Origin of the sequence: Francisella sp. 19X1-34, from assembly GCF_041102755.1 — a bacterium.
Taxonomy (GTDB): Bacteria; Pseudomonadota; Gammaproteobacteria; order Francisellales; family Francisellaceae; genus Francisella.
Genome location: NZ_JBGCTX010000038.1, coordinates 1 through 23,982 on the forward strand (window position 1 = coordinate 1; position 23,982 = coordinate 23,982).

A 23,982-nucleotide genomic window follows, 5' to 3' on the forward strand; every position below is an offset into this window, starting at 1 on the left:
AAATATATTGAAGATAAAATAGCTATATAGAAATATATAAAGTGAAAATTAGAAAATGTCTCGTGAAAGTGAAAATAGAATAGTCAATTATAATCGAGAAGTATTAAGCATTATTCGCAAACTCATCTGTTGCTTTAACTAGGGCGTCAATAATTCCTGGCTCAGTTGCAGAATGCCCTGCATCAGGGATAATTTCTAATTTCGCTTCAGGCCAAGCTTTATGTAAATCCCAAGCACTAGCTGTAGGGCAAACTACATCATAGCGACCCTGCACAATAATTCCTGGGATATTTCTTATCTTGTGAGCGTTCTTAAGTAGCTGAGCTTCTTCTAAAAATAGTTGATTTTTAAAGAAATGATTTTCTATGCGAGCAAATGCCAAACTAAAGTCCTCATCAGAAAATCTCTCTACAGACTCCTGATCTACATAAAGCTTACTTGTAGACCCTTCCCAAACACTCCAAGCTATAGCAGCTTTTTTCTTAAGCTCTTCATTATCACCTGTTAATAGAGTATGGTACGCAGATATAAAGTCTCCTCGACCCTCTTCAGGTATTGGAGCTATATAATGCTCCCACATATCAGGGAAAATTTCACTAGCCCCATGTTGATATAACCAAGATATTTCCTTACGTCTACCTAAAAATATACCTCTAAGTACCAACTCTGTAACAACTTCTGGATGAGCTTGTGCATACGCCAAGCCTAATGTACTTCCCCAAGAACCTCCAAAAATCATCCATTTATCTATACCTAGTTTCTTACGAATCTTCTCGAAATCATTAATTAAATCTGAGGTAGTATTCTCTCTAAGCTCTGCAAATGGTGTACTTTTCCCACAACCTCTTTGATCAACTAAGATAATGCGATACTTCTCTGGGTTAAAATATTGTCTAGCGCCTGGACTAATTCCTCCTCCAGGTCCTCCATGTATAAAGACAACTGGCTTACCATTAGAGTTACCACATTCTTCAAAATATATAGTGTGAATGTCTGAAACTTTTAAAAATTCTTCATTGTATGGTTCAATATCTGGATATAAAGGCATAGTTATCCCTCATTTGATTATCATTTAGTTAGATTATCGATCAAAAAAAGTAACTACTCAACCTAATTTATAGTAGTTTCTAGAATATTTGCTTGGTTTTTCTTTAGTTGAATTAAAAACTCCTCAGGCAAAGTTTTCTTTACTTCGCAAATCTTATCTATGACTTTAAATAACAAAGTTGGCATACCATCATTTAACTCTTTACCTAAAAGCCAAGAGTACGCAGATGGATTATCTGTCTCAATGAGAATTCTATCTAAAGGAAGTTTTTTAGCTATAAATTGAATATGCTGACTAAATAAAATCTCTACTCCTATAGAAAAGAAGCCCCCAAAAGCTAAATATAACTGACTACGTATAAAATGCGTATGCATAAGCTTGTTCTATAGAGCAATTATGTTTTCTAATATATGCTTTCTTTTGAGCCCATTTATTCTCTATTGGATTAAGATCAGGGGAGTATTAGGGTAAGAATTCAACAATATGTCCAGCATCAGCAATCATTTTTAACATATCTAAATTCTTATGAAAAGTAGCGTTATCCATAACTATTACGGTTGCTTCTTTTAAATCGGGTAATAAGAAATATCTCACCCAAGTTGAAAATACCATTGTATCAATATTACAACTAAATAATATTACAACTAAATAATCTCACAGCAAATAAAGCTTTACCGATTAAAGCTCCTATAACATTAGTTCTTCATCTAGCCCCCAATAATGTTTACCATAACATCTTGCTCCTCTTAATGAATAACCATGTGTTCTAGGCATATCATACATATGCCCTGATTGATCTAAAAGCTGCTGTTATGACAACGCTGCTTGTGAAAGTTTCTTTGGAACTCTAAAGGTAGAGTTAGTACATGATGAAAAATATAAAACTAGAGATGAGGCTAAATCTTCAATCTTTGAATATATTGAGGCTTATTATAATACTAAAAGGAAACATTCAACTATAAATTACATGACTCCAAGTCTATTTGAATATATAATGAAAAATGAAGTTAACAACTGTCCCAAATTGGCAGGATAGATGAATAATCAAATTTAGAAGAATGTGTCTTGATAGTAAAATAGAATAGTTAATTATAATCGAGAAGTATCAAACATTATTCGCAAATTCATCTGTTGCTTTAACTAGAGCATCAATAATTCCTGGCTCAGTTGTAGAATGCCCTGCATCAGGGATAATTTCTAATTTCGCTTCAGGCCAAACTTTATGTAAATCCCAAGCACTAGCTGTAGGGCAAATTACATCATAGCGACCTTGCACAATAATTCCTGGGATATTTCTTATCTTGTGAGCGTCCTTAATTAGCTGAGCCTCTTCTAAAAATAGCTGGTTTTTAAAGAAATGATTTTCTATGCGAGCAAATACCAAACTAAAGTCTTCATCAGAGAATCTCTCTACAGACTCCTGATCTACATAAAGCTTACTTATGGAACATTCCCAAACACTCCAAGCTCTAGCAGCTTTTTTCTTAAGCTCTTCATTATCACCTGTTAATAGAGTATGGTATGCAGATATAAAATCTCCTCGACTTTCTCCAGGTATTGGAGCTATATAATGCTCCCACATATCAGGGAAAATTTCACTAGCCCCATGCTGGTATAACCAAGATATTTCCTTACGTCTACCTAAAAATATACCGCTAAGTACCAACTCTGTAACAAACTCCGGGTGAGCTTGTGCATACGCTAGGCCTAATGTACTTCCCCAAGAAGCTCCAAAGATCATCCATTTATCTATCCCTAGTTTCTTACGAATCTTCTCGAAATCGTTAATTAAATCTGAGGTAGTATTCTCTCTAAGCTCCGCAAATGGTGTACTTTTTCCACACCCTCTTTGATCAACCAAGATAATACGATACTTCTCTGGATTAAAATATTTTCTAGCGCCTGGACTAATTCCTACTCCAGGTCCTCCATGTATAAAGACAACTGGCTTACCATTAGAGTTACCACATTCTTCAAAATATATAGTGTGAATGTCTGAAACTTTTAAAAATTCTTCATTGTATGGTTCAATATCTGGATATAAAGGCATAGTTATCCCTCATTTGATTATCATTTAGTTAGATTATCGATCAAAAAAAGTAACTACTCAACCTAATTTATAGTAGTTTCTAGAATATTTGCTTGGTTTTTCTTTAGTTGAATTAAAAACTCCTCAGGCAAAGTTTTCTTTACTTCGCAAATCTTATCTATGACTTTAAATAACAAAGTTGGCATACCATCATTTAACTCTTTACCTAAAAGCCAAGAGTACGCAGATGGATTATCTGTCTCAATGAGGATTCTATCTAAAGGAAGTCTTTTAGCTATAGATTGAATATGCTCACTAAATAAGATCTCTACTCCTATAGAAAAGAAGCCTCCAAGGGCTAAATAATTATCTATAACATCTAAGCCCCCTGAGTACCAATGGACCATAAAGTTATTACAGCTATACTTCTCTAAAAGATTCACCACTTCTATTTCTGCCCCACTTGTATGTAAGTTTAAGAGCTTATTTTTTGTGTTATGATGAGAAATAATATATTCAAATACTTCTAATTGATCTTTATAGGGCGACGCATATTTTAAGAACCTCTTATCTAGCCCTATCTCTCCTATAAACTTACTTTCAGACAAGTATTCATCTAAAAGAGCTAAACTATTGGAGTATTCTTTTGCTTTCCACGGATGAATTCCAAATGAAGGAATAACAAACTCATACTCATGACTTAACTTCTTTATATTCTCATATGAAGGGATACACATCGCAACTGACAAAAGCTTGATATCATGTGCTCTACATTCTGCTGCAACTTTTTTAATATCATCTGGTGAATACTTATCTGTATGAACATGTGAGTCTAATAACATGAGTTTTACATTATCTTTTTCCAATGCCTATACCCATATACTGCCACTATTAAATATATAAATGTAGTAATTGCTGCGAAAAACAAGCTTTTATAAACATATAAAAGCACATATGCTGAGTCAACGAAAATCCAGATTATCCAATTATCAATAATTTTTCTACTTGCCAAAAGCACACACACTAATGAGGCTACGCTTGTAAAGCCATCTAAGTATGGCGTTGTAGAATTTGTATATTTTATAAGTAGCAAAGAAACAAGCAACCCCAGAAATACAATCAAAAATAAAACTTTTAACCAACCTAGGCTGCTAAGCTTATGAATAATAAGCTCAACTGACTCTGATTTGCCTTGCCAAGTATACCAACCGTATACAAAACTGCTTAATAAAACTATCTGAAGTATAGCATCTGCATATAAGCCACTAATAGCAAATAAACTAGCACTCATAATAAGACCTAATATTCCAATAGGCCAACCAATTACATAGAGGGCTGCCAACAAAAAAGTGCACAGCAAATTAACAATCATTGTACAGAAGTCTAATATATGAAGCATTTATTAAGTAGGTAATTAAATATTGTGGACCTTATAATAGACCCTAATTGAATATTTATAAAACTTTTTATACTAAAACTGAGAAGTTAGTTACTAGGTAGTTGTATAGATACTACTAAGTAATTGACTAATTTTTAAACCCCGTATATTATGATTTATGAAATTATTAAAAACTATAAGGAATTTAAACGATGAAGACAAAAAAGGCACTAATCGCAGGGGCATTGGCAATATCTGCACTATCATTAAATAGTTGTTGGCTTATTGTTGGTGCTGCAGCTGGCGCAGGAACTATTGCTTATGTTCAAGGCACATATTCCATGAATATGGACGGTAGCATCAAAGATGTTTATAATGCTGCACTAGAAGCTGTACAAAATAATAACGATTATGTTATTACTAAGAAAGATATAACTCCTACAGAAGCAACTATAGAAGGTAACACAAAAGTTGACTCTACTGATTTTTCTATAGAGGTTGAAAAACTTACTAGCAACGCATCTAAAGTTAGTATTAAGTTTGGTACTTTTGGAGATAAAACTGCATCAGCTACATTAATGGATCAAATTCAGAAAAATTTAAAATAAGATAGAGAGTAGTAAATGAACCTTCTTAGAAAACTTTTTTTTGTGGCGATAATTTTTTGTTCTTTAGCAACATTAAATAGTTGTATACTTGCTGCGGTAGCTGTTGGTGGTGCAACAGTTGCATATGTTGATGGAAACTACTCTATGAATATTCAAGGAAACTACAAGGATGTTTATACAGCAGCTCTAAAAGCAGTAAATGAGAATAATGATTTTGTATTAGTTTCTAAAACCATAAATAGTACTGACAACACTGCAGATATTGAAGGTGCTACAAAAATAGATAGTACGAGTTTTTCCATAGAAATAGAGAAACTCACAAAAAATGCATCAAAAGTTACTATTAAGTTTGGTACTTTTGGTGACCAACAAATGTCATCTACTTTAATGGATCAAATCCAAGCAAACGTATACAAAAAATCTTAATAAAACAAAAAACTTATGTATAAAAAACTTCGCTTATTAGTATTAATGATTCTTACTATCTGCTGTCTAAACAGCTGTGTCCTAACAGCTATACTGATTGGTACGGCAGTTGTTGCAGGAGGAACAGTCTACTATATGAATGGAAACTACATAGTAGAAGTACCTAAAGACTTAAGAACTGTATATAATGCAACGATAAAAACCATACAAAATAATAGCAAGTATTCTCTTAAAAATAATTCATATGCAAATAAAACTGCTGAAGTTAAAGCTTTTGATTTTAAATCAGGTAGCGATATCTCTATAGATTTAACTAGTATCAAAAACCGTACAACTGAAATAAAAATTAGATACGGCACTTTAGGTGATGAAAAAAAATCTGCAAATTTAGTAAATGAAATAACAAAAAACATTAACTAAATATAGATTAGTTTCACTTTTTACTAAAGATCCTCTTTCTAATTAGTTTTAAAGATGTATAATTTGTCGCAATAGTCAAGCCAAATTTAATATCCCAATGAGCAATAAAGTATTAGATAGATATTATACCAATAACAGACACATTTGGGTACTGGTGTTATGTGGTGCTCTTATTGGAATTTTGATTGGGCTGATAGCGACTTCTTTCCAGCTACTACTAGACCTTATATTTAAATATAAAAAAATATTATTTTCACTTTTTGGTAACCACAACATTATCATACAAATACTAATATCCATAGCTATTACAATTGTTATGACAGTCATATCTATCCTTATTGTCAGGAGATTTGCTAAAGAAGCTGGTGGAAGTGGTATCCAAGAGGTTGAGGGGACCCTCAAAGGTTGTAGAAAACTACGTAAGCGTGTTGTCCCTGTAAAATTTGTTAGTGGACTTTTCTCTTTAGGATCAGGCCTAAGTTTAGGAAAAGAGGGTCCATCAATACATATGGCTGCGGCAATAGCTCAGATTTTCGTTGATAAGTTTAAGCTAACTAAAAAGTATGCAAATGCTGTAATCTCAGCTGGTGCTGGCGCTGGTCTAGCTGCTGCATTTAACACTCCTCTATCCGGAATAGTCTTTGTAATAGAAGAGATGAATAGGAAATTTAGGTTTAGTGTATCTGCTATTAAATGTGTTATCGTAGCATGTATTATGAGTACAGTTATCTCAAGAATTATACTCGGCAACCCTCCTGCTATACGAGTTGAGACTTTCAGTTCTGTACCACAAAATACCCTTTGGCTTTTTGTTGTTTTAGGTATCGTGTTTGGTTACTTTGGATTGTTTTTTAACAAATCTCTAATAAAGGTAGCAAATTTCTTTTCTAATGGATCAAAAAGAAGATACTGGTGCCTAGTTATAACTGTTTGTATAATTTTTGGAACTGGTGTAGTTCTTGCTCCAAATGCAGTTGGTGGTGGATATGTAGTTATTGCGAATGCTCTTGACTATAACCTTTCTATAAAAATGCTCCTTATTATGTTTGCGTTACGTTTTGCTGGAGTGATTTTCTCTTATGGAACAGGTGTTACTGGTGGTATATTTGCACCGATGATTGCTTTAGGTACAATCTTTGGCCTTGCTTATGGACTTGCAGTTAACCAACTTTTCCCATACTACAACGTTGAAGCTGGTGTTTTTGCTGTTGCTGGCATGAGTGCACTATTTACAGCTACTGTTGGCGCTCCTTTGACAGGGATCACATTAGTAATTGAGATGACTTGGAACTACCAACTACTATTACCTCTTATGATAACTTGCCTTAGCGCTTCTATGCTGACATATATTCACCATCAAAAACCAATATATGATACGCTATTAAGACGAACTATTTCAAATGAAAGAAAGCAGCAGGAGAAGTTAAAGAATGAGCGAAATCAAAAAACAACTTCAGATTCTTCAGAACAAACTATCTCAAAAGAAGAAATATAATCACGCAATATCCCTAATGCATTGGGACTTAGAAACAGAAGCCCCAAAAAACTCAGTAAAAACCACATCAGAAGTTCTCGGCTTCTTTAGTGAAAAAGTCTATGAAACTATTAATAACGACGAAGTAGATAATTGCTTAGGCTTCTTGAATGAGAATTATTCTGAACTTAATGAGATTGAAAAAAGAATAGTATATTTAACAACTAAAGAAAAAGATAAACTCAGTAAAATACCTAAAGATGAGTATGTTGAATACAATAAGATATTATCACAAGCACAAAATATTTGGGTTGAGGCTCGTCAAAGCAATAACTTCGAAATTTTCACCCCATTTCTAGAAAAAATAATAAACTACCAAAAGAAATATATTCAGCGAATAGGATATTCAGAACATCCATATGATGTATTATTAGATGAGTATGAAGAAGGAATGACTGTAGCTAAGTTGGAACCTTTCTTTAATAGTCTCAAAGAAAAGATAGTTCCACTATTAGAAAAAATAAAAACTACCAAACAAGTAGATACCACGTGTATTGAAAAAAACTATGATATTGATAAACAGAAAAAATATTCTCATAAAATTGCCAAGCAACTAGGATTTAATTTTGAAAGCGGCATTTTAAAAGAGAGTGCTCATCCATTTACATTAAATTTCAATAAATACGATGTTAGAATGACAACTCGCTATATAGAAGATCTTTTCACATCATCGCTATTTAGCACAATCCATGAAACAGGTCATGCGATGTATGAACAAAATATTGGTGACGATATTTATGATAGCATCCTTGGTACTGGAGTAAGTCTAGGTGTCCACGAATCACAATCACGCTTCTATGAGAATCTCGTTGGCAAAAATAAAGCATTTTGGCAAGCAAATTATCAAGACCTTCAAAAAACATTCCCTGAAAATCTTAGTAAGGTTGGTGTTGATAGCTTTTATAAAGCAATAAATAAAGCCTGTCCAAGTTTAATTCGTGTAGAAGCAGATGAACTAACTTACTCATTACATATACTTGTGCGTTTTGAGATAGAAAAAGAAATATTTGAGAAAGATATTGCCATTAAAGATCTACCAAAACTTTGGAATGATAAGTATCAAAAATACCTAGGTATTAGTTCTGATGATTATACTAATGGCATTTTACAAGATGTTCATTGGGCTGCTGGACTATTTGGCTACTTCCCAACATATGCCCTAGGTAGCGCATATGCATCCCAGATATTTCATTATATGAATAAAGAGTTCGATGTTAACCAAACAATAGCGGAAAATAAACTAAGTCCTATACTTAAATTCCTCAATAAAAATATTCATAAGTTTGGTAGCTTAAAACCTGCAAACATTGTAATACATAATATGTGTGGCGAATACCTAAACGCAAAATATTATATCGACTATCTTGAAAATAAGTTTTCTGATATTTATAAACTTAAATAATATTTAATCCTAGCTCGCTATTTACTATAGCCTTTGAGCAAAATATTAGAGATAATATAAACAATAAAATTAATTAGTAATATTTAATAATGTCAAAATTAAATGCTTATTTTGGTGAATTTGGAGGTCAATTTGTACCACAATTACTCGTACCAGCTCTTGAGCAACTTGAACAAGAGTTTATAAAAGCACAAGATGATGAAACTTTTAATAAGGAATTTAAAGAGCTTTTACAAGAGTATGCAGGTCGTCCAACAGCCTTAACACTAACAAGAAACCTAGTTAAAGGTACCAAAACTAAACTATATCTTAAAAGAGAAGACTTACTTCATGGTGGTGCTCATAAAACTAATCAAGTTTTAGGCCAAGCCCTACTCGCAAAAAGAATGGGTAAAAAAGAGATTATTGCTGAGACTGGCGCTGGTCAGCATGGTGTAGCTACTGCTTTGGCATGTGCCCTACTAGATCTAAAATGCAAAGTTTATATGGGTGCAAAAGATGTTGAACGTCAAAGCCCAAATGTCTTTAGAATGAGACTAATGGGAGCTGAAGTAATACCTGTCCATAGTGGTTCTGCAACATTAAAAGATGCCTGTAATGAGGCTTTAAGAGACTGGTCAGAAAGCTATAGTCGTGCGCACTATTTACTTGGTACTGCTGCAGGGCCTCACCCTTTTCCTACTATTGTTAGAGAGTTCCAAAGAGTAATTGGTGAAGAAACTAAACAACAAATTTTAGAAAAAGAAGGAAAGCTTCCAGATGCAATAATAGCTTGTGTAGGTGGTGGCTCAAATGCCATCGGAATATTTGCTGATTTTATTGATGAGAAAAACGTTAAGCTAATAGGAGTTGAGCCAGCTGGTAAGGGTATAGACTCTGGACAACATGGAGCCCCATTAAAGCATGGTAAACTGGGTATCTTCTTTGGCATGAAAGCTCCTCTAATGCAAGATGGTAATGGTCAAATAGAGGAATCTTATTCGATCTCAGCGGGATTAGACTTCCCGTCTGTTGGACCTCAGCATGCATATTTACAATCAATAGGACGAGCTGAATATGTCTCTGCTACAGATGATGAAGCTCTAGATGCATTTAAACTCTTATGTCGTAAAGAAGGTATTATACCAGCGTTAGAATCATCCCACGCTCTTGCTTACGCTCTAAAGCTTGCCTTTGACAATCCTACTAAAGAGCAAACCCTAGTTGTAAACCTCTCTGGACGCGGAGATAAAGATATCTTCACAGTTCACGATATTTTAAAACAAAGAGGAGAGGTACAGTAATGAGTCGATATACAAATTTATTTGAAAGCTTAAGATCTAAAAATGAAGGTGCTTTTATTCCATTTGTAACAATTGGAGACCCTAATAAAGAGTTATCCTTTGAAATCATAGATACTTTAGTCCAATCTGGTGCAGATGCTTTAGAGTTAGGGATACCTTTCTCTGATCCTTTAGCAGATGGTCCAACAATACAGGAAGCAAATATTAGAGCCCTAAATAGTAATATTACTCCTAATGACTGCTTTGAAATTTTAACAAAGATTAGAGCTAAACATCCAGATACCCCGATAGGCTTACTTCTATATGCAAATCTTGTCTATGCAAATGGTATAGAAAACTTCTATGCAAAATGTTTAAATGCTGGCGTTGACTCCATACTAGTAGCAGATGTCCCGGCCCACGAATCTAAAGAGTTTCGCGATATTGCTAAGAAAGTTGGAATCTCACAAATATTTATTGCCCCTCCAGATGCTAATGAAGGTCTATTAAGACAAGTATCAGAGCTTGGCAGTGGCTATACTTATCTGCTTTCTAGAGTTGGGGTAACAGGAGCTGAAACTGCTGCAAATATGCCAGTTGAGGATGTCCTTAGAAAACTCAAAGAGTTTAACTCTCCTGAACCAATACTTGGATTTGGAATCTCAACCCCTGAACAAGTGGCCAATGCAATACAAGCTGGCGCTTCTGGAGCGATTTCAGGTTCTGCAACAGTTAAAATAATTCAAAACAATCTATCAGATAAAAATCAGATGCTTAAAGAACTTAACCGTTTTGTTAAGAGTATGAAAGCAAAAACTCTAAAATAATATGAAGAAGATTATACTGCTAGCTATAGCATTTTGTATATTAATGTATGGTGGTGCGAATGCTCAAAATACATCTAAAATTAATTATAAAATAATTAAAACAATCCATGATAACAAAAACTTTAATTATGTAGTTATTTCTAGAATATATAAGAAATACCCTAACATCATGTTTCTAACAATGCGTGGAGGAGGTGTTACATCTCTTGATATCAGCGCACCTTCTAAACCTAAAATTTTAGATCACTGGCAACCTAAACAAAAAATAATGAGTGATGTTGAAGGTCAAGACCTCATTAATAATACTCTAGTCGTAGCTGGTAGAAATGGTTTTTTATATTTATTAGATGTCTCAGATCCCAAAAACATCCAGCTTACAAAGAGCTATAAAGTACCAGGTTTTGATGGTGAGTTTTCTTTACTTCATGACAAAGTTTATGAGCAAAATAAAAGAACATATATTGCAGCAACATCTGCCCTTACTAATAAGCTAGTAATAATAGAGATCACGAACAATAATCCAAAACTAATAAGCTCTATAAAAACTGTCAAAGGCATCGAGGGTATATATGTTAAAAAATATAATGACCGTGTATATGCTATAGTTGGTGGCTTTTTTAGTAACTCAATTGAAGTTCTTGATATCACAGATCCTAAAGATATTAAACATACAAAAACTATTACAAAACCTTACTATTTACAAATGTGCCCAAGTACAGCTAAAAACTCTAATGTCTTATATATGGCTCTTTGGGGAAGTAAGTGTGGTGGACTAGCAAGCTTTGATATAAAAGACCCTGCAAATATTAAAGAACTAAGCCATACATGCACGCAACAATCAGGGAAAGCTAATAGGGTTAGAATAGAAAACAATTATGCATTTCTTCCTTTAGAACAAAAAGCTACAGGAGCATTTAGTATAGTGGATATATCTAATCCATATAAGTTAAAACAAGTTGCTATAGTAAAAGACATTCCAAATATAAACAAAGCATATACATTAAGTATAAAAGGCGATTATGTCTATATTTTTGGTACAAAAGAAAACTATCTAACAATTGTTAAACTAAATATTGCTAATCCATCCGAATAACTTTTGAAAGATTGTTTATCTAATCAGAATACACCATCAAAAACAGTAGTCATCCTCGTGCTTGAAACGGGGATCTTTTAAATAACTTGAGAGATTCCCGCCTCCGCGGGAATGACAGGTTTTATTTGACATAACTTATTCGGATTAACTATAAATAAGCTCAATATGTCTTGAAATAAAATTTATCTAACGGCCCTAAATTAGCTTATATTCGATATGTATACATTAAGGTATTATACTTGACAATTTTTTTACTCTCTAAATCATCCCCCCACGCTGCCTTTAGCTCTTTTTCAATAAATTTAATTGGGGACTCTCCATTGCTCTAAAATAACTTTGAAAAAATGAGTAAGAAGATAGATGTTCAATAAATTCAAAATAGTTAAAAAAATCGTATGAGGTAAAATACTCCCTACCAATACTATTAAATTTAAGTTCATAGCAGTGAGATCTAATCCCTCTACAATCATCTTCAAACGCTCGCCTAGGGAGTTCATGATGATATGGCTTTAAAACTTCATTATAAAACTTATCAACAATTTGATCTATTCTAGAATTTACTTTTGGAATTCCTAATATCCACCAGGTAGAAACAACTGCTTTTTCTTTACATACTCTCAAACACTCTTGCTCAAACTTTCTTAGATCAAACCAGTGAGCACAAGTTGCCGCAGTCACTAAGTCAACAGATTTACTTTTAATTTTTGAACTATCGCACGGAGCTACATAATACTCAATTTTGTCATCCAAAATAGCATTTTCAATCTGTTCTACTGAAATATCTGTTGCAATAACTTTATCAAAATAATCTTTTAGTATAATTGCAGCTTGACCGTTACCTGTGCCACAATCCCATACCAACGTATTCTCATTACAAATAGTAGCAAGATAATCATATAGTTCTTTCGGATACATGGATGTACGTCGATAATTCTTATATTTATCAACAATATCAGAGTATGCTTCTTCTATTTTATCTGCTTCCATAATACACCCCCATACTTAATTAATTTACTAGTCAACTCTGATTGTATATATAGTTACTCCATAAAAATATAGGGTATAGCAAATCTAAGCTCTAATAATAGCTGGCGGTTAAAGATAACTCTGAATTATTTATTCTCTTTGAAGATTATAAAGCTTTCTCCAACTAATGTATCCATAAATAGCATTTACAAGAGCTACAAGCTTGGTAATAATCACAGGAATAATTGCTATCGTAATTACTGAGTCTAATATCCCATCAACCCATATAGATATAGTCAAGACATCTACTGTTAACCACAGTATCCAAAATTCTTTATAAAGTAAAACAGTCAAGATAAAAGCAACTATTGAAGTAACTTCAACTATAGCATCTGCAACTAAACCTACATTTTGACCGAAATAAAGATGTAAAACAAAATATCCATATATAGTCGATACAATGAGGATTAATAGTATTATTCTAAAGAATTGATTAAATGTTAATTCTCTTATCTTAATTTGCTTTTTCTCAGTAGTATTTTGTGGTTTGGTCCAATTGTACCAACCATAAAACTGCACTGGGCACAAAAATAATACCGCTAAAAGTAACTGACCCCACACATGGTTTTGATATGAAATAACTGCATACATCACCGCGCCAACAAGACCTAAAACATAATTAAAAACCTTACCTTTCGCAGCCAAAATCAAATTAGTAATACTAATAATAGAGAATATTAAAATAAAAGAGCTACTACCACTAAGAAAAGCTATAGCTACTGTCAGGATAATACAACAAACTAACCAAGCAACTTCTCTTTTGCTCCAACCTGTCAAGGTGTTTTCTAGTATCGTCATATATAAAATATCTTAAAGTATTCAGAAGTAATTATTTTAAGCCTATTAATAATTAGCAACAAGCATTATTTTGCTAATTATCCAGCTAACTGATCTTACTTGCTATATATTTAGCTAAAACTTGATGTGTATAGCTAGTAGGATGTACTTTTCCTGCAAAAAGATATTTATTATATTTACCACTATTGTAATCTTTAGGAATACAAGTAAGTGCATTTGAACCTTTAAAATCACAAGCAGATTGAGTTACATTAGAGAACGTATACTCAACTCCATTTACTCGTACTTCCTTATTCTTGACAATTGCTTTAAAAAACTTATTAGAGTTAATAATATTTATACCCTTTGATGAGCTTCTTCTTAGTTGATCATTAAAAGCTGTTGATAGAGAGTCAAACAAAGCTGTCTTAAAGCTCTTTGTAGTTTTACCATTATCTGTAGCGATTGGAATAATCCCTAAATCTGGTAGGTTAATTACATATATGTTTTTTGGCTTTGCTCCATGCCTAATTAGATAGTTTACATCATACACAATATCTTTTGCCGCATTATCCATGCCTTTTAACTCTTTAGTTGGTGAGACACTTCCTGTAATCGAATATTTTATTAAAAAATATAATTTCACTAACATTGATCGATTATTTGTAAAAGCTTGAAGTTGTAAAAATGCATTATTTGCTCCACCCCAGATAATATAAATAGTGTTAGGATTAGCTTTGTTATTATGTTGTTTCAGATAACTATCAATTTGATTATATTTTTCAATATTTTTACTATCATCCATACAGTTTTCACCATCTCTTAATGGCCCTATAGGAGGCGGAATATAATCTCCCTTTTCTCCAATACCTTTACAAATAGTTGTAGCTCCACCAGCAGCATAATCATTTCCTTTTAGAAATGGTTTTACTGCTCTATTTATATTTTGAGGAAAAGTTAATAAATTATTGGGAGTCGCTATATTTTTATTATTTATTCCTAAGTATTGAGGCCAAACTGTATAATGGGCATCTGGACTTGAATATGTAGCTTGTTTAATTTTCTTTGAATTTGATGGTATTGTTGGCCAATCATTATCAATATTATGGAAGTTATTCGCATAACCTGCATCACTTAAACTATCACCAAATATAACTATATTTTGAAGTCTATCTGCAAAGCAACTGTAACTAAATGAAATAAAAATAATGGCAACTAGGACAATATTTCTCAACATGGAATCATAGTATCTAACTTATCATAGATAATATAATAATACTTAAATAAGATTCTAAATACCATTTAATGCCGAGCTTTTCTAAGAAGTTTCTGATAGTTCTCTAAATTATTCTTACGTGACATATAAAACACCGAAGCTATGCTTAATATAACAGTTAATAACGCAAGGTTAAAAACACAACATATAAGAGGTAATATAGATAAACAGCATCCTAAAAAAGTTTTATTAATACTTCTACCGAATAAAAAAGGAAATATGGAAAAGCAAACAGCAATACCATCTATCAATAAATAAAACATCCTACAGATAAGTTCTTATTAAAATTTTCCGAAAATAATAACAACCTGAAAGTATGAAATATATTGTTTCACAGCAATTTAAAATAAAAATATAGTGCTTAGCTACTTGAAATTTCTAAATCAGTCCTTAGATATATAGCAGATAATATTTCTGGGGGAAAATTAAGTAATGGATATAAATAAATTTACAATAAAATTACAAGAAGCCTTAGCTGAAGCTCAATCATATGCATTTCAGCAAAAAGCAACTGAGTTTACATCTGCTCATTTATTAAAAGCTCTAATAGAACAAAATGATAGTGTCGTAGTATCTATACTAAGTGTTTGTGGAGTTAACTCAAAAGATTTTACTAAAGCAGTTAATGATATGATTGATGGAGTCGCTGTATTATCAGGAGAAGCAAATCCTCAAGTGTCGCCATCTAGAGATCTAATAATGACTTTAAATAAAATGCAAGATCTCGCAAATAAAAATGGCGATGAGTTTATCTCAAGTGAGATTTTCTTATTAGCTTCTTTAGAAGACAAAAGTTTAACAAGCCTGTATAGTAAGTTCGGTATTACAAAAGATAAACTTACTAAAGCAGTCAATGATTATCGCGGAGGGGAAAAAGTGAGTAGTCAAAATCAAGAAGATATGAAAGGCGCATTAGATAAATATACTATAGATCTAACAGACCTAGCAAAAAAAGGTAAAATTGATCCAATTATAGGTAGAGATAGTGAAATTCGTAGAACAATACAAGTATTACAACGTAGAACAAAAAATAATCCTGTTCTTATTGGTGAACCAGGTGTTGGTAAAACAGCAATTGTTGAAGGCCTAGCTCAAAGAATAATCAATAATGAAGTACCAGAAGGTGTAAAAGGTAAAAAGGTTCTATCTCTAGATATGGGTGCATTATTAGCAGGTGCAAAATTTAGAGGCGACTTTGAAGAACGCCTGAAATCTGTACTAAAAGAGTTAGCAAAACAAGAAGGTAATGTGATTTTATTTATAGATGAGCTACATACTATGGTTGGAGCAGGCAAGGCAGAAGGCTCTATGGATGCAGGAAATATGCTAAAACCTGCTCTAGCTAGAGGTGAACTAAAGTGTGTTGGTGCAACAACTCTAGATGAATATCGTGAATATGTTGAAAAAGATCCAGCGCTTGAGAGAAGATTTCAGAAGGTTTTAGTTGATGAGCCTACAGTAGAGGATACTATTGCTATACTTAGAGGCTTGAAAGAAAGATATGAATTACATCATGGTGTGAGTATCACAGACTCCGCTATTGTAAGTGCTGCAACTTTATCACATAGATATATTACAGATAGACAACTACCTGATAAGGCTATTGATCTAGTTGATGAGGCAGCAAGTCAAATTCGCATGGAAATTGATTCTAAACCAGAGAAAATGGAAAGTTTATATCGTAGAATCATCCAACTTAAAATGCAGCGTGAGCAATTAAAAAAAGAAAAAGATGAAGCTACGAAAAAGCGTCTAGAAATTCTTGAAGAAGAAATTAAAGGTCTAGAATCTGAGTATAAAGGTTTTGAAGAGTTATGGAAAGCTGAGAAGCTTAAAATGCAAGGGGCTAGTAAGCTTAAAGAAAAACTTGAGAAAGCTAAGTTTGAGCTAGAAAAATGCCAAAGATCTGGTGATTTGACAAAGATGTCAGAACTACAATATGGTGTAATACCTGAGCTTGAGACTCAAATAAAACAAATAGAAGAAACTGAGGCAGAACCTTCTGAGAATAAACTAGTAAGAACATCTGTTACAGAGAATGAGATTGCTGATGTGGTTTCAAAAGCTACTGGCATACCTGTATCTAAAATGATGGAAGGAGAAAAAGATAAACTTCTAAATATGGAAGGATTCTTACATAAAAGAGTAATTGGACAAGATCAAGCTATAAAAGCTGTATCTAATGCTGTTAGAAGATCTCGCTCAGGATTATCTGATCCAAATAGGCCAATAGGCTCATTTATGTTCTTAGGCCCAACAGGTGTTGGTAAAACAGAGCTTACAAAAGCTTTAGCAGAATTCCTGTTTGATGACCAGGATGCAATGCTTAGAGTAGATATGTCTGAATTTATGGAGAAGCATTCTGTTGCTAGACTAATAGGTGCTCCTCCTGGATATGTTGGTTATGAGCAAGGTGGTTATCTAACAGAACATGTTAGAAGGAAGCCCTACTCTGTAATTTTGCTAGATGAAGTTGAAAAAGCGCATGCTGACGTATTTAATATACTGCTACAAGTATTGGATGATGGTCGTTTAACTGATGGTCAAGGAAGAACAGTAGACTTTAAAAATACTGTAATAGTTATGACTTCAAACCTTGGTTCACATAGAATCCAAGAGATGCAAGATCAAGACTATGAAACAGTAAAGTCTGCTGTAATGGAAATGGTACTTAGCCACTTCAGACCAGAATTTGTAAACAGAGTTGATGACGCGATTGTCTTTGAACCACTAAACAAAGAGATGATAACTGAAATAGCTAAAATACAAATTAAGCGCTTAGAAAAACGCTTAGCTGATCTAAGTATTGGATTAGAAGTAACTACAAAAGCTATGGATAAAATAGCTGATGCTGGATTTGACCCTGTATTTGGTGCTAGACCACTGAAACGAGCTATTCAAAATAGCTTAGAAAATCCTTTAGCTCTTAAATTGCTGGATGGTGAATTTAAGACTGAAGACAAAATAATCGTTGATGTAGATACTAACAACAATATAGTTTTTTCTAAATAAAATCTTTTTCTAAATTAATTTTACTCAATTTTTCTAGTAAATAATTGTTATCATATTAGGTATATTGACTCTATCAAAAAAATCTAATGGATAATACTCTCTCTAATATCAAAATCATGTTACTTGGCTCTGGTGAACTTGGTAAAGAATTTGTAATAGCAGCTCAAAGACTAGGCATACATACTATTGCCGTTGATCGTTATAATAATGCTCCAGCTATGCAAGTAGCTCATGAAAGTTACATAATAAATATGCTAGATAATGATGCGTTAGAAAAGCTAATATTAGAAAAAGCTCCAACACATATTGTCCCTGAAATAGAGGCTATAAATACAAATACTTTGCTAAAGTTAGAGAATCAAGGTTTCAATATTATCCCATGTGCAAAAGCTACTAAGCTAACTATGGATCGCCAAGGTATAAGGGCTCTAGCAGCACAAGAGCTTAATTTACCAACCTCAAAATTTAAGTTTGCAAACTCTGAGGATGAGTACTTAGATGCTATCAATGATATTAAGCTTCCATATGTTATAAAACCTATAATGAGCTCATCAGGTAAAGGACAATCTATAGTTAAAGATTCAAAAGATATTAAGAAAGCTTGGGAATATGCTCAAACGGGATCTCGTGGTCATGCTAATGGTGTAATTATTGAACAATTTATAGCTTTTGACTATGAGATTACACTTTTGACTGTTCGTCATAAAAATGGTACTTCTTTTTGTGATCCTATCGGTCATGTACAAGAAGATGGAGATTATCGTTTTTCTTGGCAACCTCATACTATGTCTCAAAAAGCTCTAGAAAAATCTCAACAAATAGCTAAGAAAATAACAGATGCTTTAGGTGGCTATGGTATTTTTGGTGTTGAGCTGTTTATAAAAGGTGATAAAGTGTTCTTTAATGAAGTCTCTCCTCGCCCTCATGATACAGGTATGGTTACATTAATATCGCAAAATATTAACGAGTTTGAACTACACCTACGTTCGATACTTGGATTACCTATAACTCAAATAGAAACATTACGACCATCTGCCTCAGCTGCGATACTTCTTGAAGGAGACTCAAATACCCCTATCATTAAAGGTATTGATAAGGCTTTAGGGCTAGAGAATGTTGATATACGTATTTTTGGTAAAAAAGAAATACATGGTAAGCGTAGAATGGGAGTTGTCTTAGCAAAAGAAAAAACTATAGAAAAAGCAATAGATACAACTAAAAATGCTTTAAAGCATGTCTATCTAGCAAAATAATTTACAATTTCCTCACTAGATTAACCCCATCTCCTATAGAGATAATGCAAGCTTCTACTCTATCATCATTATGAATTAATTCGTTAAGCTTACGAATAGCAACCGTACTTGGCTCATTATCTGAGCTATCGGCAACTGAACCAGACCAAAGAACATTATCTATAGCAATAATTCCACCAGAATTCATTAGACTTAAAGTTTTCTCATAATAGTTTATATAGTTGCCTTTATCAGCATCTATATAAGCAAAATCAAACTTCTTATCTAACTCTATAAACTTATCTAAAGTTTCTAATGCAGGTGCTATATTTAAATTAATCTTGCCATCTACACCAGCTTCTTGCCAAAACTTTTCATATGGCTCAACATACTTATAACTAATATCACAAGCCTCTACCTTACCATCAACTGGCAAAGCTTGTGCCATAACTAAAGTAGAAAATCCGCGAAAAACACCGATTTCTAGGATATTTTTGACATTACTCATCTTTATGAGCAAGCTTATAAGCTGAAGTTGATTTGGTGAGCTAAGCATCATACTAAACTCATCATTCTTAGCTTTATCAAAAAGTTTCTCTGCAACCCTATCTAATTTTACAGAGTTATCATCAATATATTGATTAAGATTCGAATTATTAAATAAAGACTTAATTGACATTATTGGCCTCTTATAAAAAATTTATATCGAATACTATAAATGATTGATGCTATGAAAAAAAGACTTTAATAGTTTTAAACTCTCTTAGTAATAGAAAATGTCCAAAACCAAAATATAAGAGCATAAACACCCCACCATTCAATGATACTTTGATTTTGGTGAGTTGGTGCCATAAATATTGATACAATCATAGTTATTGCTGTTACTAATATGGCTAACCTGCGTAGTAAAACTGGCAGCTTGTTTATTTTATCAGTATATTTATATTCAATAGCTGTATACCAAACTTGACACAATGTCATTAAAGCAAAAAATACAGCAACACTTTTAAGATGAAATTGCATCGGTGTATTTTGACCATCAATTACTGATGTACCTATTACCAATCCTATACAGCCAACTATAGCTAAAAATAATATAACCTTACCTTGCTTAGCAACAGCTTTACTATTATCGCTTATATTTACCAAAAGCTGCTGTATAAAGAAAAAAATAACAGCCATAAGTGTTGCTGTAGGTATCAAAATAGCTTTTAGCATATACTTCTCATATGAGGTAAAACCTGCGTGAGTTATATCTGAACATCCAGATATAAAAGGGTTACATAGTGTATTATGGTGATCTGCTATAGATACAAGGTAGGTAATAAAAAAAAGAATAGCTACAGATATTGTTGTGACAGCTATCAGTTTTCTTGGATCAAATTCAGCTTTCATATTTATCGGTTCCAATATAGTTTCTAAAAGCTATGGTATCATTAGTTTATAAATATTTCTAATACTTAAGATAATCCTTTATAAAGCGAATAATATTTACCTTTAGTTTATCTATGCTATAATTTGTGGGTTTTCTTCAAAAGTTATTAAGTAAAAAACGAAAGGATTTAGTAAAATGCCATTTGTAGTTACTGAAAGTTGCATAAAATGTAAATATGGTGATTGTGTCGAAGTTTGTCCGGTAGACTGTTTCTATGAAGGGCCAAACATGCTTGTAATTAACCCAGATGAATGTATAGACTGTGCTCTATGTGAACCTGAATGCCCTGTTGAAGCTATCAAATCTAGTGATGATCTAACTGAAAGTGAAGAGCAAATGCTTAACCTAAATAGAGAGCTTGCTAATACTTGGACAAATATAGTAGAAAAATGTGAGCCTTGTGAAGATGCTGATAATTGGGCATCTGTACCTGATAAATTAAAATATTTAGAAAAGTAATAATTCTACTTTATCAAGTTAATATCTTACACTTGAAATTTAAAAATACTTAAACCTAGACTATTAGTTTTTACTACCACTATTAATAATATTTTCTATCTATGTGAGAGATCTTAATCTCATATAAAATCATTAATAAACTATTAGTCATTTATGGATTAAGAATAAATATAACTACTTAAAAGCTATTACTCTCACATGTAAGAATATTAATATGGATAAAATTAACAATAGCGTTATATATTTATTTATAAACCAACCTATGTTTATCCATTCTGAAAAAATGAGTCCAAATAAAAACATTATAAACCCTAAAGTTAAAACTATATTGAATTTATGGTACTTATTCTTTTTTATATATTTAGTGAGTAAATAAAAAAATAAAAAAGTATGATACCAAACAATATTAATCATAAGGGCTCCTTTCAAAAGAAATACTTTTTCAAATATCAATATAGATATAATATTTAAAAACAGCACAAAACTAGAGCATGAGAATATAAAATCAAAATAGCTACTATCTAGATAAGATGACATTAGTATTATTAATGCAAACAGTGCTATATAGAAAAACTCTTGAGAAAAGAAAAAGGAGTTAAAATATATCCTATTACTAAGTGAGACATACTGTAGAAGGTATTGCTGTATAAGACCATTTATAGCACCACAGATTAATAAATATAAAAACAACCTTATTATAAAATATTCTTTAAGAACGTTTATTAAGTATACAAAAAATCTAATAGAAAGGTTTTTATAGCTAATTTTTCTTGACTGTCCGCCACTTGCAACAAAAAAGTAAAGCATAAGCAGTATAATTAACAAAGGTGATGTATTGTATAGTATTTCTTCACCATCGATATAGTTATAAGATAAAAGAACTGCTGTCAGCAACATTACTAATTTTAGCAAAGGAAAGAAACTACAGAACAGTCCAGCAACAAAGATTTTATTTTTTACTCTTAAAATCAGTTTATATAAAAGCATAAAAATATTTGTATACAACATTGATAAGCATATGACAATAAATACTATCTTCCATACAGAGTTAGTATAAAAATATAGGGCATATATAAAATAAGCAAAAAAGCCAATGAGAAAATTTAGCTTTATTACTATATCTAAATTTCTGTGGGAAAAGAAACACAATATCGATGATATTAAAATCAAAACAGGTAGCAAAGCACCTACCAAATAAAAAAATCTAAAATATATATAACTATTTGGAAAAACTAAAGGCTGATAATCCATTATCTCAGGAATCATACTTAATATAACTTCTAAAGCAATTACAATAAATATTAAAATAATGTTTTTAAAGTGGTAACTTAACATTAACAATCACTCCATGAGGGTCATAATGATTACTTATATTAATGTAACCATCATGGTTAGTAATAACCTCTTGGGCAATAGTCAGTCCAAGACCATGCCCCTTTTTCATACTATTAACCTGATAAAATGGCCTAAATATATTTTTGATCTCTGTTTCTTTTATTCCTTCTCCATAATCCTTAATCTTTATATTTACAAAGTAACCAGATTTAATAATACTTACTAGTACTTTATCACTATATTTCTTTGAATTTGAAATCAAATTTTCAAAAGCCCTATATAAAGATATTTTTTTACCCTTTAAATAGACATTATCTTTTATGTCTATAGCTATATTATCGTAATCATGAGTTATCTTTTCTAATAAGGATGTAATATTTATAATCTCTACTTTTTCGCACTCAAACATATCATTTTTTGTTTCTAGTAATATTTGATTACATAGTGATTCCAACAAATCAATATCTTCTAAATTGTCTTTATTTTCTATAGGTCTTAAATCATATCTAAGTCTCAAACGTGTTATTGGAGATTTAAGATCATGGGTAATCATAGATAAGATCTTTGTTCTTACATCCAGTGCTCTAAATAATCTATGTTGTATAAAATTTATTGAATTGGCAAAACTCCCTAAAAAACTAACTCCATTTACTTTAATGTCTTTCTTCACTAAAGACATGCCAAGCTCATACACATTATCTTCTAACTTTCTAGCAGGGATAATTACCTTCAACAAAAACCAACATAATATAATTATTATAATTATAAACACAGCTGTTATTAAATTAGCAAATAATAGCTCCTTCCCTCTAGGTAAAGAAGGTCTACTAATGTAATTTAACCACCCTAGCTTAGTACTTCGAATAGAAATACAATTTGGTACGTGAAAACAAAATTTCCTATCACAGATACTATAATTATCGAGATCCCTCCGACTTAAATGTACTTTGCATACCGGCTTATTAGAAAAGTATGCTTTAACAACGTTAAATTTAAAATCAAAGAACATAGTGTTTCCTACAGCATCTCCTTGATAGCTTAATAGTAGTTTAATCATGCTAATATTTTTCTTATGAATACTGATCATTTCCTTATTAAGGCTTATGGCTGTGGGATTATTAGATATCGCATATGATGCGACAATAAGCTGTACAACAAGCAAAACTAATATTAATAGAAATAACAGTTTAAAGATTTTGTTCTTTAATATTAGTCTTAATGTTGATTTCATTAACTACTCCTATATAAACTAAATCAAATAGATACCAAAACTCCTTAAAATAAACACTTATCAACTTCAGCATATACTACCTTTAACAATTCAACAATGGGAGTGTTGCAATCTAAGCAATAATTGGAGTAAATTTTGAAAATCTACATTTCTTGTCTAAAAAATGACTATA

Annotated in this window: 24 protein-coding genes and 1 pseudogene; 13 read left to right on the forward strand and 12 right to left on the reverse strand. The window is 32.1% G+C overall.

The window, feature by feature from the left end; genetic code table 11:
* Positions 1–103 precede the first annotated feature (103 nt).
* Positions 104–1,048: a prolyl aminopeptidase gene (pip, locus tag AB8E56_RS07265; protein ID WP_329479581.1), complete on the reverse strand. Its 945-nt coding sequence runs from the start codon at positions 1,046–1,048 to the stop codon at positions 104–106.
* Between the two features lie 62 nt (positions 1,049–1,110).
* Entirely contained in the window at positions 1,111–1,422 is a 312-nt protein-coding gene (locus tag AB8E56_RS07270) for a TatD family hydrolase (RefSeq protein ID WP_329479583.1), read from the reverse strand.
* Positions 1,423–1,856: 434 nt separating this feature from the next.
* On the opposite strand from AB8E56_RS07270, the pseudogene AB8E56_RS07275 reads away from it, so the two are divergent.
* Positions 1,857–2,084, forward strand: a pseudogene (locus AB8E56_RS07275) (IS3 family transposase); the annotation flags it as partial.
* 69 nt (positions 2,085–2,153) lie between these two features.
* Here the strand turns inward: AB8E56_RS07275 and pip (AB8E56_RS07280) are convergent.
* The 3 genes from pip (AB8E56_RS07280) to pnuC (AB8E56_RS07290) form a co-directional block, all read right to left on the reverse strand.
* Complete coding sequence (pip, locus tag AB8E56_RS07280) at positions 2,154–3,098, reverse strand: prolyl aminopeptidase (RefSeq protein ID WP_329479585.1); 945 nt, start codon at positions 3,096–3,098, stop codon at positions 2,154–2,156.
* A gap of 62 nt (positions 3,099–3,160) precedes the next feature.
* A complete protein-coding gene (locus AB8E56_RS07285; protein ID WP_329479587.1) occupies positions 3,161–3,943 on the reverse strand; it encodes a TatD family hydrolase in 783 nt (260 codons plus the stop codon).
* Positions 3,925–4,476: a nicotinamide riboside transporter PnuC gene (pnuC, locus tag AB8E56_RS07290; protein ID WP_329479588.1), complete on the reverse strand. Its 552-nt coding sequence runs from the start codon at positions 4,474–4,476 to the stop codon at positions 3,925–3,927. Before pnuC (AB8E56_RS07290) ends, AB8E56_RS07285 begins: the two co-directional genes overlap by 19 nt.
* Positions 4,477–4,667: 191 nt before the next feature.
* Between pnuC (AB8E56_RS07290) and AB8E56_RS07295 the strand changes: the two genes are divergently transcribed.
* The 8 genes from AB8E56_RS07295 (at position 4,668) to AB8E56_RS07330 (ending at position 12,027) form a co-directional block, all read left to right on the forward strand.
* The gene (locus AB8E56_RS07295; protein ID WP_329479590.1) at positions 4,668–5,063 is read left to right on the forward strand and encodes a DUF3568 domain-containing protein; all 396 of its coding nucleotides are present in this window, start codon (positions 4,668–4,670) and stop codon (positions 5,061–5,063) included.
* Positions 5,064–5,078: 15 nt separating this feature from the next.
* On the forward strand, positions 5,079–5,489 hold the full coding sequence (locus AB8E56_RS07300) for a DUF3568 domain-containing protein (protein ID WP_329479592.1): 411 nt from the start codon (positions 5,079–5,081) through the stop codon (positions 5,487–5,489).
* Between the two features lie 15 nt (positions 5,490–5,504).
* Positions 5,505–5,909 (forward strand): DUF3568 family protein, encoded by a 405-nt coding sequence (locus AB8E56_RS07305; RefSeq protein WP_329479594.1) that lies wholly within the window; start codon positions 5,505–5,507, stop codon positions 5,907–5,909.
* Positions 5,910–6,006: 97 nt separating this feature from the next.
* The gene (gene clcA / locus AB8E56_RS07310) at positions 6,007–7,404 is read left to right on the forward strand and encodes a H(+)/Cl(-) exchange transporter ClcA (protein WP_329479596.1); all 1,398 of its coding nucleotides are present in this window, start codon (positions 6,007–6,009) and stop codon (positions 7,402–7,404) included.
* On the forward strand, positions 7,340–8,845 hold the full coding sequence (locus AB8E56_RS07315) for a carboxypeptidase M32 (protein ID WP_329479598.1): 1,506 nt from the start codon (positions 7,340–7,342) through the stop codon (positions 8,843–8,845). The genes clcA and AB8E56_RS07315 overlap by 65 nt, the downstream gene beginning before the upstream one ends.
* A gap of 89 nt (positions 8,846–8,934) precedes the next feature.
* The gene (trpB, locus tag AB8E56_RS07320) at positions 8,935–10,128 is read left to right on the forward strand and encodes a tryptophan synthase subunit beta (RefSeq protein WP_329479600.1); all 1,194 of its coding nucleotides are present in this window, start codon (positions 8,935–8,937) and stop codon (positions 10,126–10,128) included.
* Positions 10,128–10,934 (forward strand): tryptophan synthase subunit alpha, encoded by an 807-nt coding sequence (gene trpA / locus AB8E56_RS07325; protein ID WP_329479602.1) that lies wholly within the window; start codon positions 10,128–10,130, stop codon positions 10,932–10,934. The genes trpB and trpA overlap by 1 nt, the downstream gene beginning before the upstream one ends.
* Before the next feature lies 1 nt (position 10,935).
* On the forward strand, positions 10,936–12,027 hold the full coding sequence (locus AB8E56_RS07330) for a hypothetical protein (protein WP_329479604.1): 1,092 nt from the start codon (positions 10,936–10,938) through the stop codon (positions 12,025–12,027).
* Positions 12,028–12,309: 282 nt separating this feature from the next.
* On the opposite strand, the gene AB8E56_RS07335 is transcribed toward AB8E56_RS07330, so the two are convergent.
* The 3 genes from AB8E56_RS07335 to AB8E56_RS07345 form a co-directional block, all read right to left on the reverse strand.
* Positions 12,310–13,014, reverse strand: coding sequence for a class I SAM-dependent methyltransferase (locus tag AB8E56_RS07335; RefSeq protein WP_329479606.1), 705 nt, complete (start codon positions 13,012–13,014; stop codon positions 12,310–12,312).
* A gap of 129 nt (positions 13,015–13,143) precedes the next feature.
* The gene (gene pnuC, locus AB8E56_RS07340) at positions 13,144–13,851 is read right to left on the reverse strand and encodes a nicotinamide riboside transporter PnuC (protein ID WP_329479608.1); all 708 of its coding nucleotides are present in this window, start codon (positions 13,849–13,851) and stop codon (positions 13,144–13,146) included.
* An 85-nt stretch (positions 13,852–13,936) separates the two neighbouring features.
* Entirely contained in the window at positions 13,937–15,067 is a 1,131-nt protein-coding gene (locus AB8E56_RS07345; protein WP_329479610.1) for an SGNH/GDSL hydrolase family protein, read from the reverse strand.
* Between the two features lie 141 nt (positions 15,068–15,208).
* On the opposite strand from AB8E56_RS07345, the gene AB8E56_RS07350 reads away from it, so the two are divergent.
* The 3 genes from AB8E56_RS07350 (at position 15,209) to purT (ending at position 19,371) form a co-directional block, all read left to right on the forward strand.
* Positions 15,209–15,364, forward strand: a complete 156-nt coding sequence (locus AB8E56_RS07350; protein ID WP_329479612.1) for a hypothetical protein — start codon at positions 15,209–15,211, stop codon at positions 15,362–15,364.
* 174 nt (positions 15,365–15,538) lie between these two features.
* The gene (clpB, locus tag AB8E56_RS07355) at positions 15,539–18,118 is read left to right on the forward strand and encodes an ATP-dependent chaperone ClpB (RefSeq protein ID WP_329479614.1); all 2,580 of its coding nucleotides are present in this window, start codon (positions 15,539–15,541) and stop codon (positions 18,116–18,118) included.
* Positions 18,119–18,204: 86 nt separating this feature from the next.
* Positions 18,205–19,371, forward strand: a complete 1,167-nt coding sequence (gene purT / locus AB8E56_RS07360; RefSeq protein ID WP_329479616.1) for a formate-dependent phosphoribosylglycinamide formyltransferase — start codon at positions 18,205–18,207, stop codon at positions 19,369–19,371.
* A 1-nt stretch (position 19,372) separates the two neighbouring features.
* On the opposite strand, the gene AB8E56_RS07365 is transcribed toward purT, so the two are convergent.
* A complete protein-coding gene (locus AB8E56_RS07365) occupies positions 19,373–20,029 on the reverse strand; it encodes a class I SAM-dependent methyltransferase (protein ID WP_329479618.1) in 657 nt (218 codons plus the stop codon).
* A 74-nt stretch (positions 20,030–20,103) separates the two neighbouring features.
* Positions 20,104–20,745, reverse strand: a complete 642-nt coding sequence (locus tag AB8E56_RS07370; RefSeq protein ID WP_329479620.1) for a hypothetical protein — start codon at positions 20,743–20,745, stop codon at positions 20,104–20,106.
* Positions 20,746–20,920: 175 nt separating this feature from the next.
* On the opposite strand from AB8E56_RS07370, the gene fdxA reads away from it, so the two are divergent.
* Positions 20,921–21,244: a ferredoxin FdxA gene (gene fdxA / locus AB8E56_RS07375; protein ID WP_329479622.1), complete on the forward strand. Its 324-nt coding sequence runs from the start codon at positions 20,921–20,923 to the stop codon at positions 21,242–21,244.
* A gap of 174 nt (positions 21,245–21,418) precedes the next feature.
* Here the strand turns inward: fdxA and AB8E56_RS07380 are convergent, their stop codons facing one another.
* A complete protein-coding gene (locus tag AB8E56_RS07380; protein ID WP_329479624.1) occupies positions 21,419–22,579 on the reverse strand; it encodes a hypothetical protein in 1,161 nt (386 codons plus the stop codon).
* Positions 22,560–23,810, reverse strand: coding sequence for a HAMP domain-containing sensor histidine kinase (locus AB8E56_RS07385; RefSeq protein ID WP_329479626.1), 1,251 nt, complete (start codon positions 23,808–23,810; stop codon positions 22,560–22,562). Before AB8E56_RS07385 ends, AB8E56_RS07380 begins: the two co-directional genes overlap by 20 nt.
* Positions 23,811–23,982 lie beyond the last annotated feature (172 nt).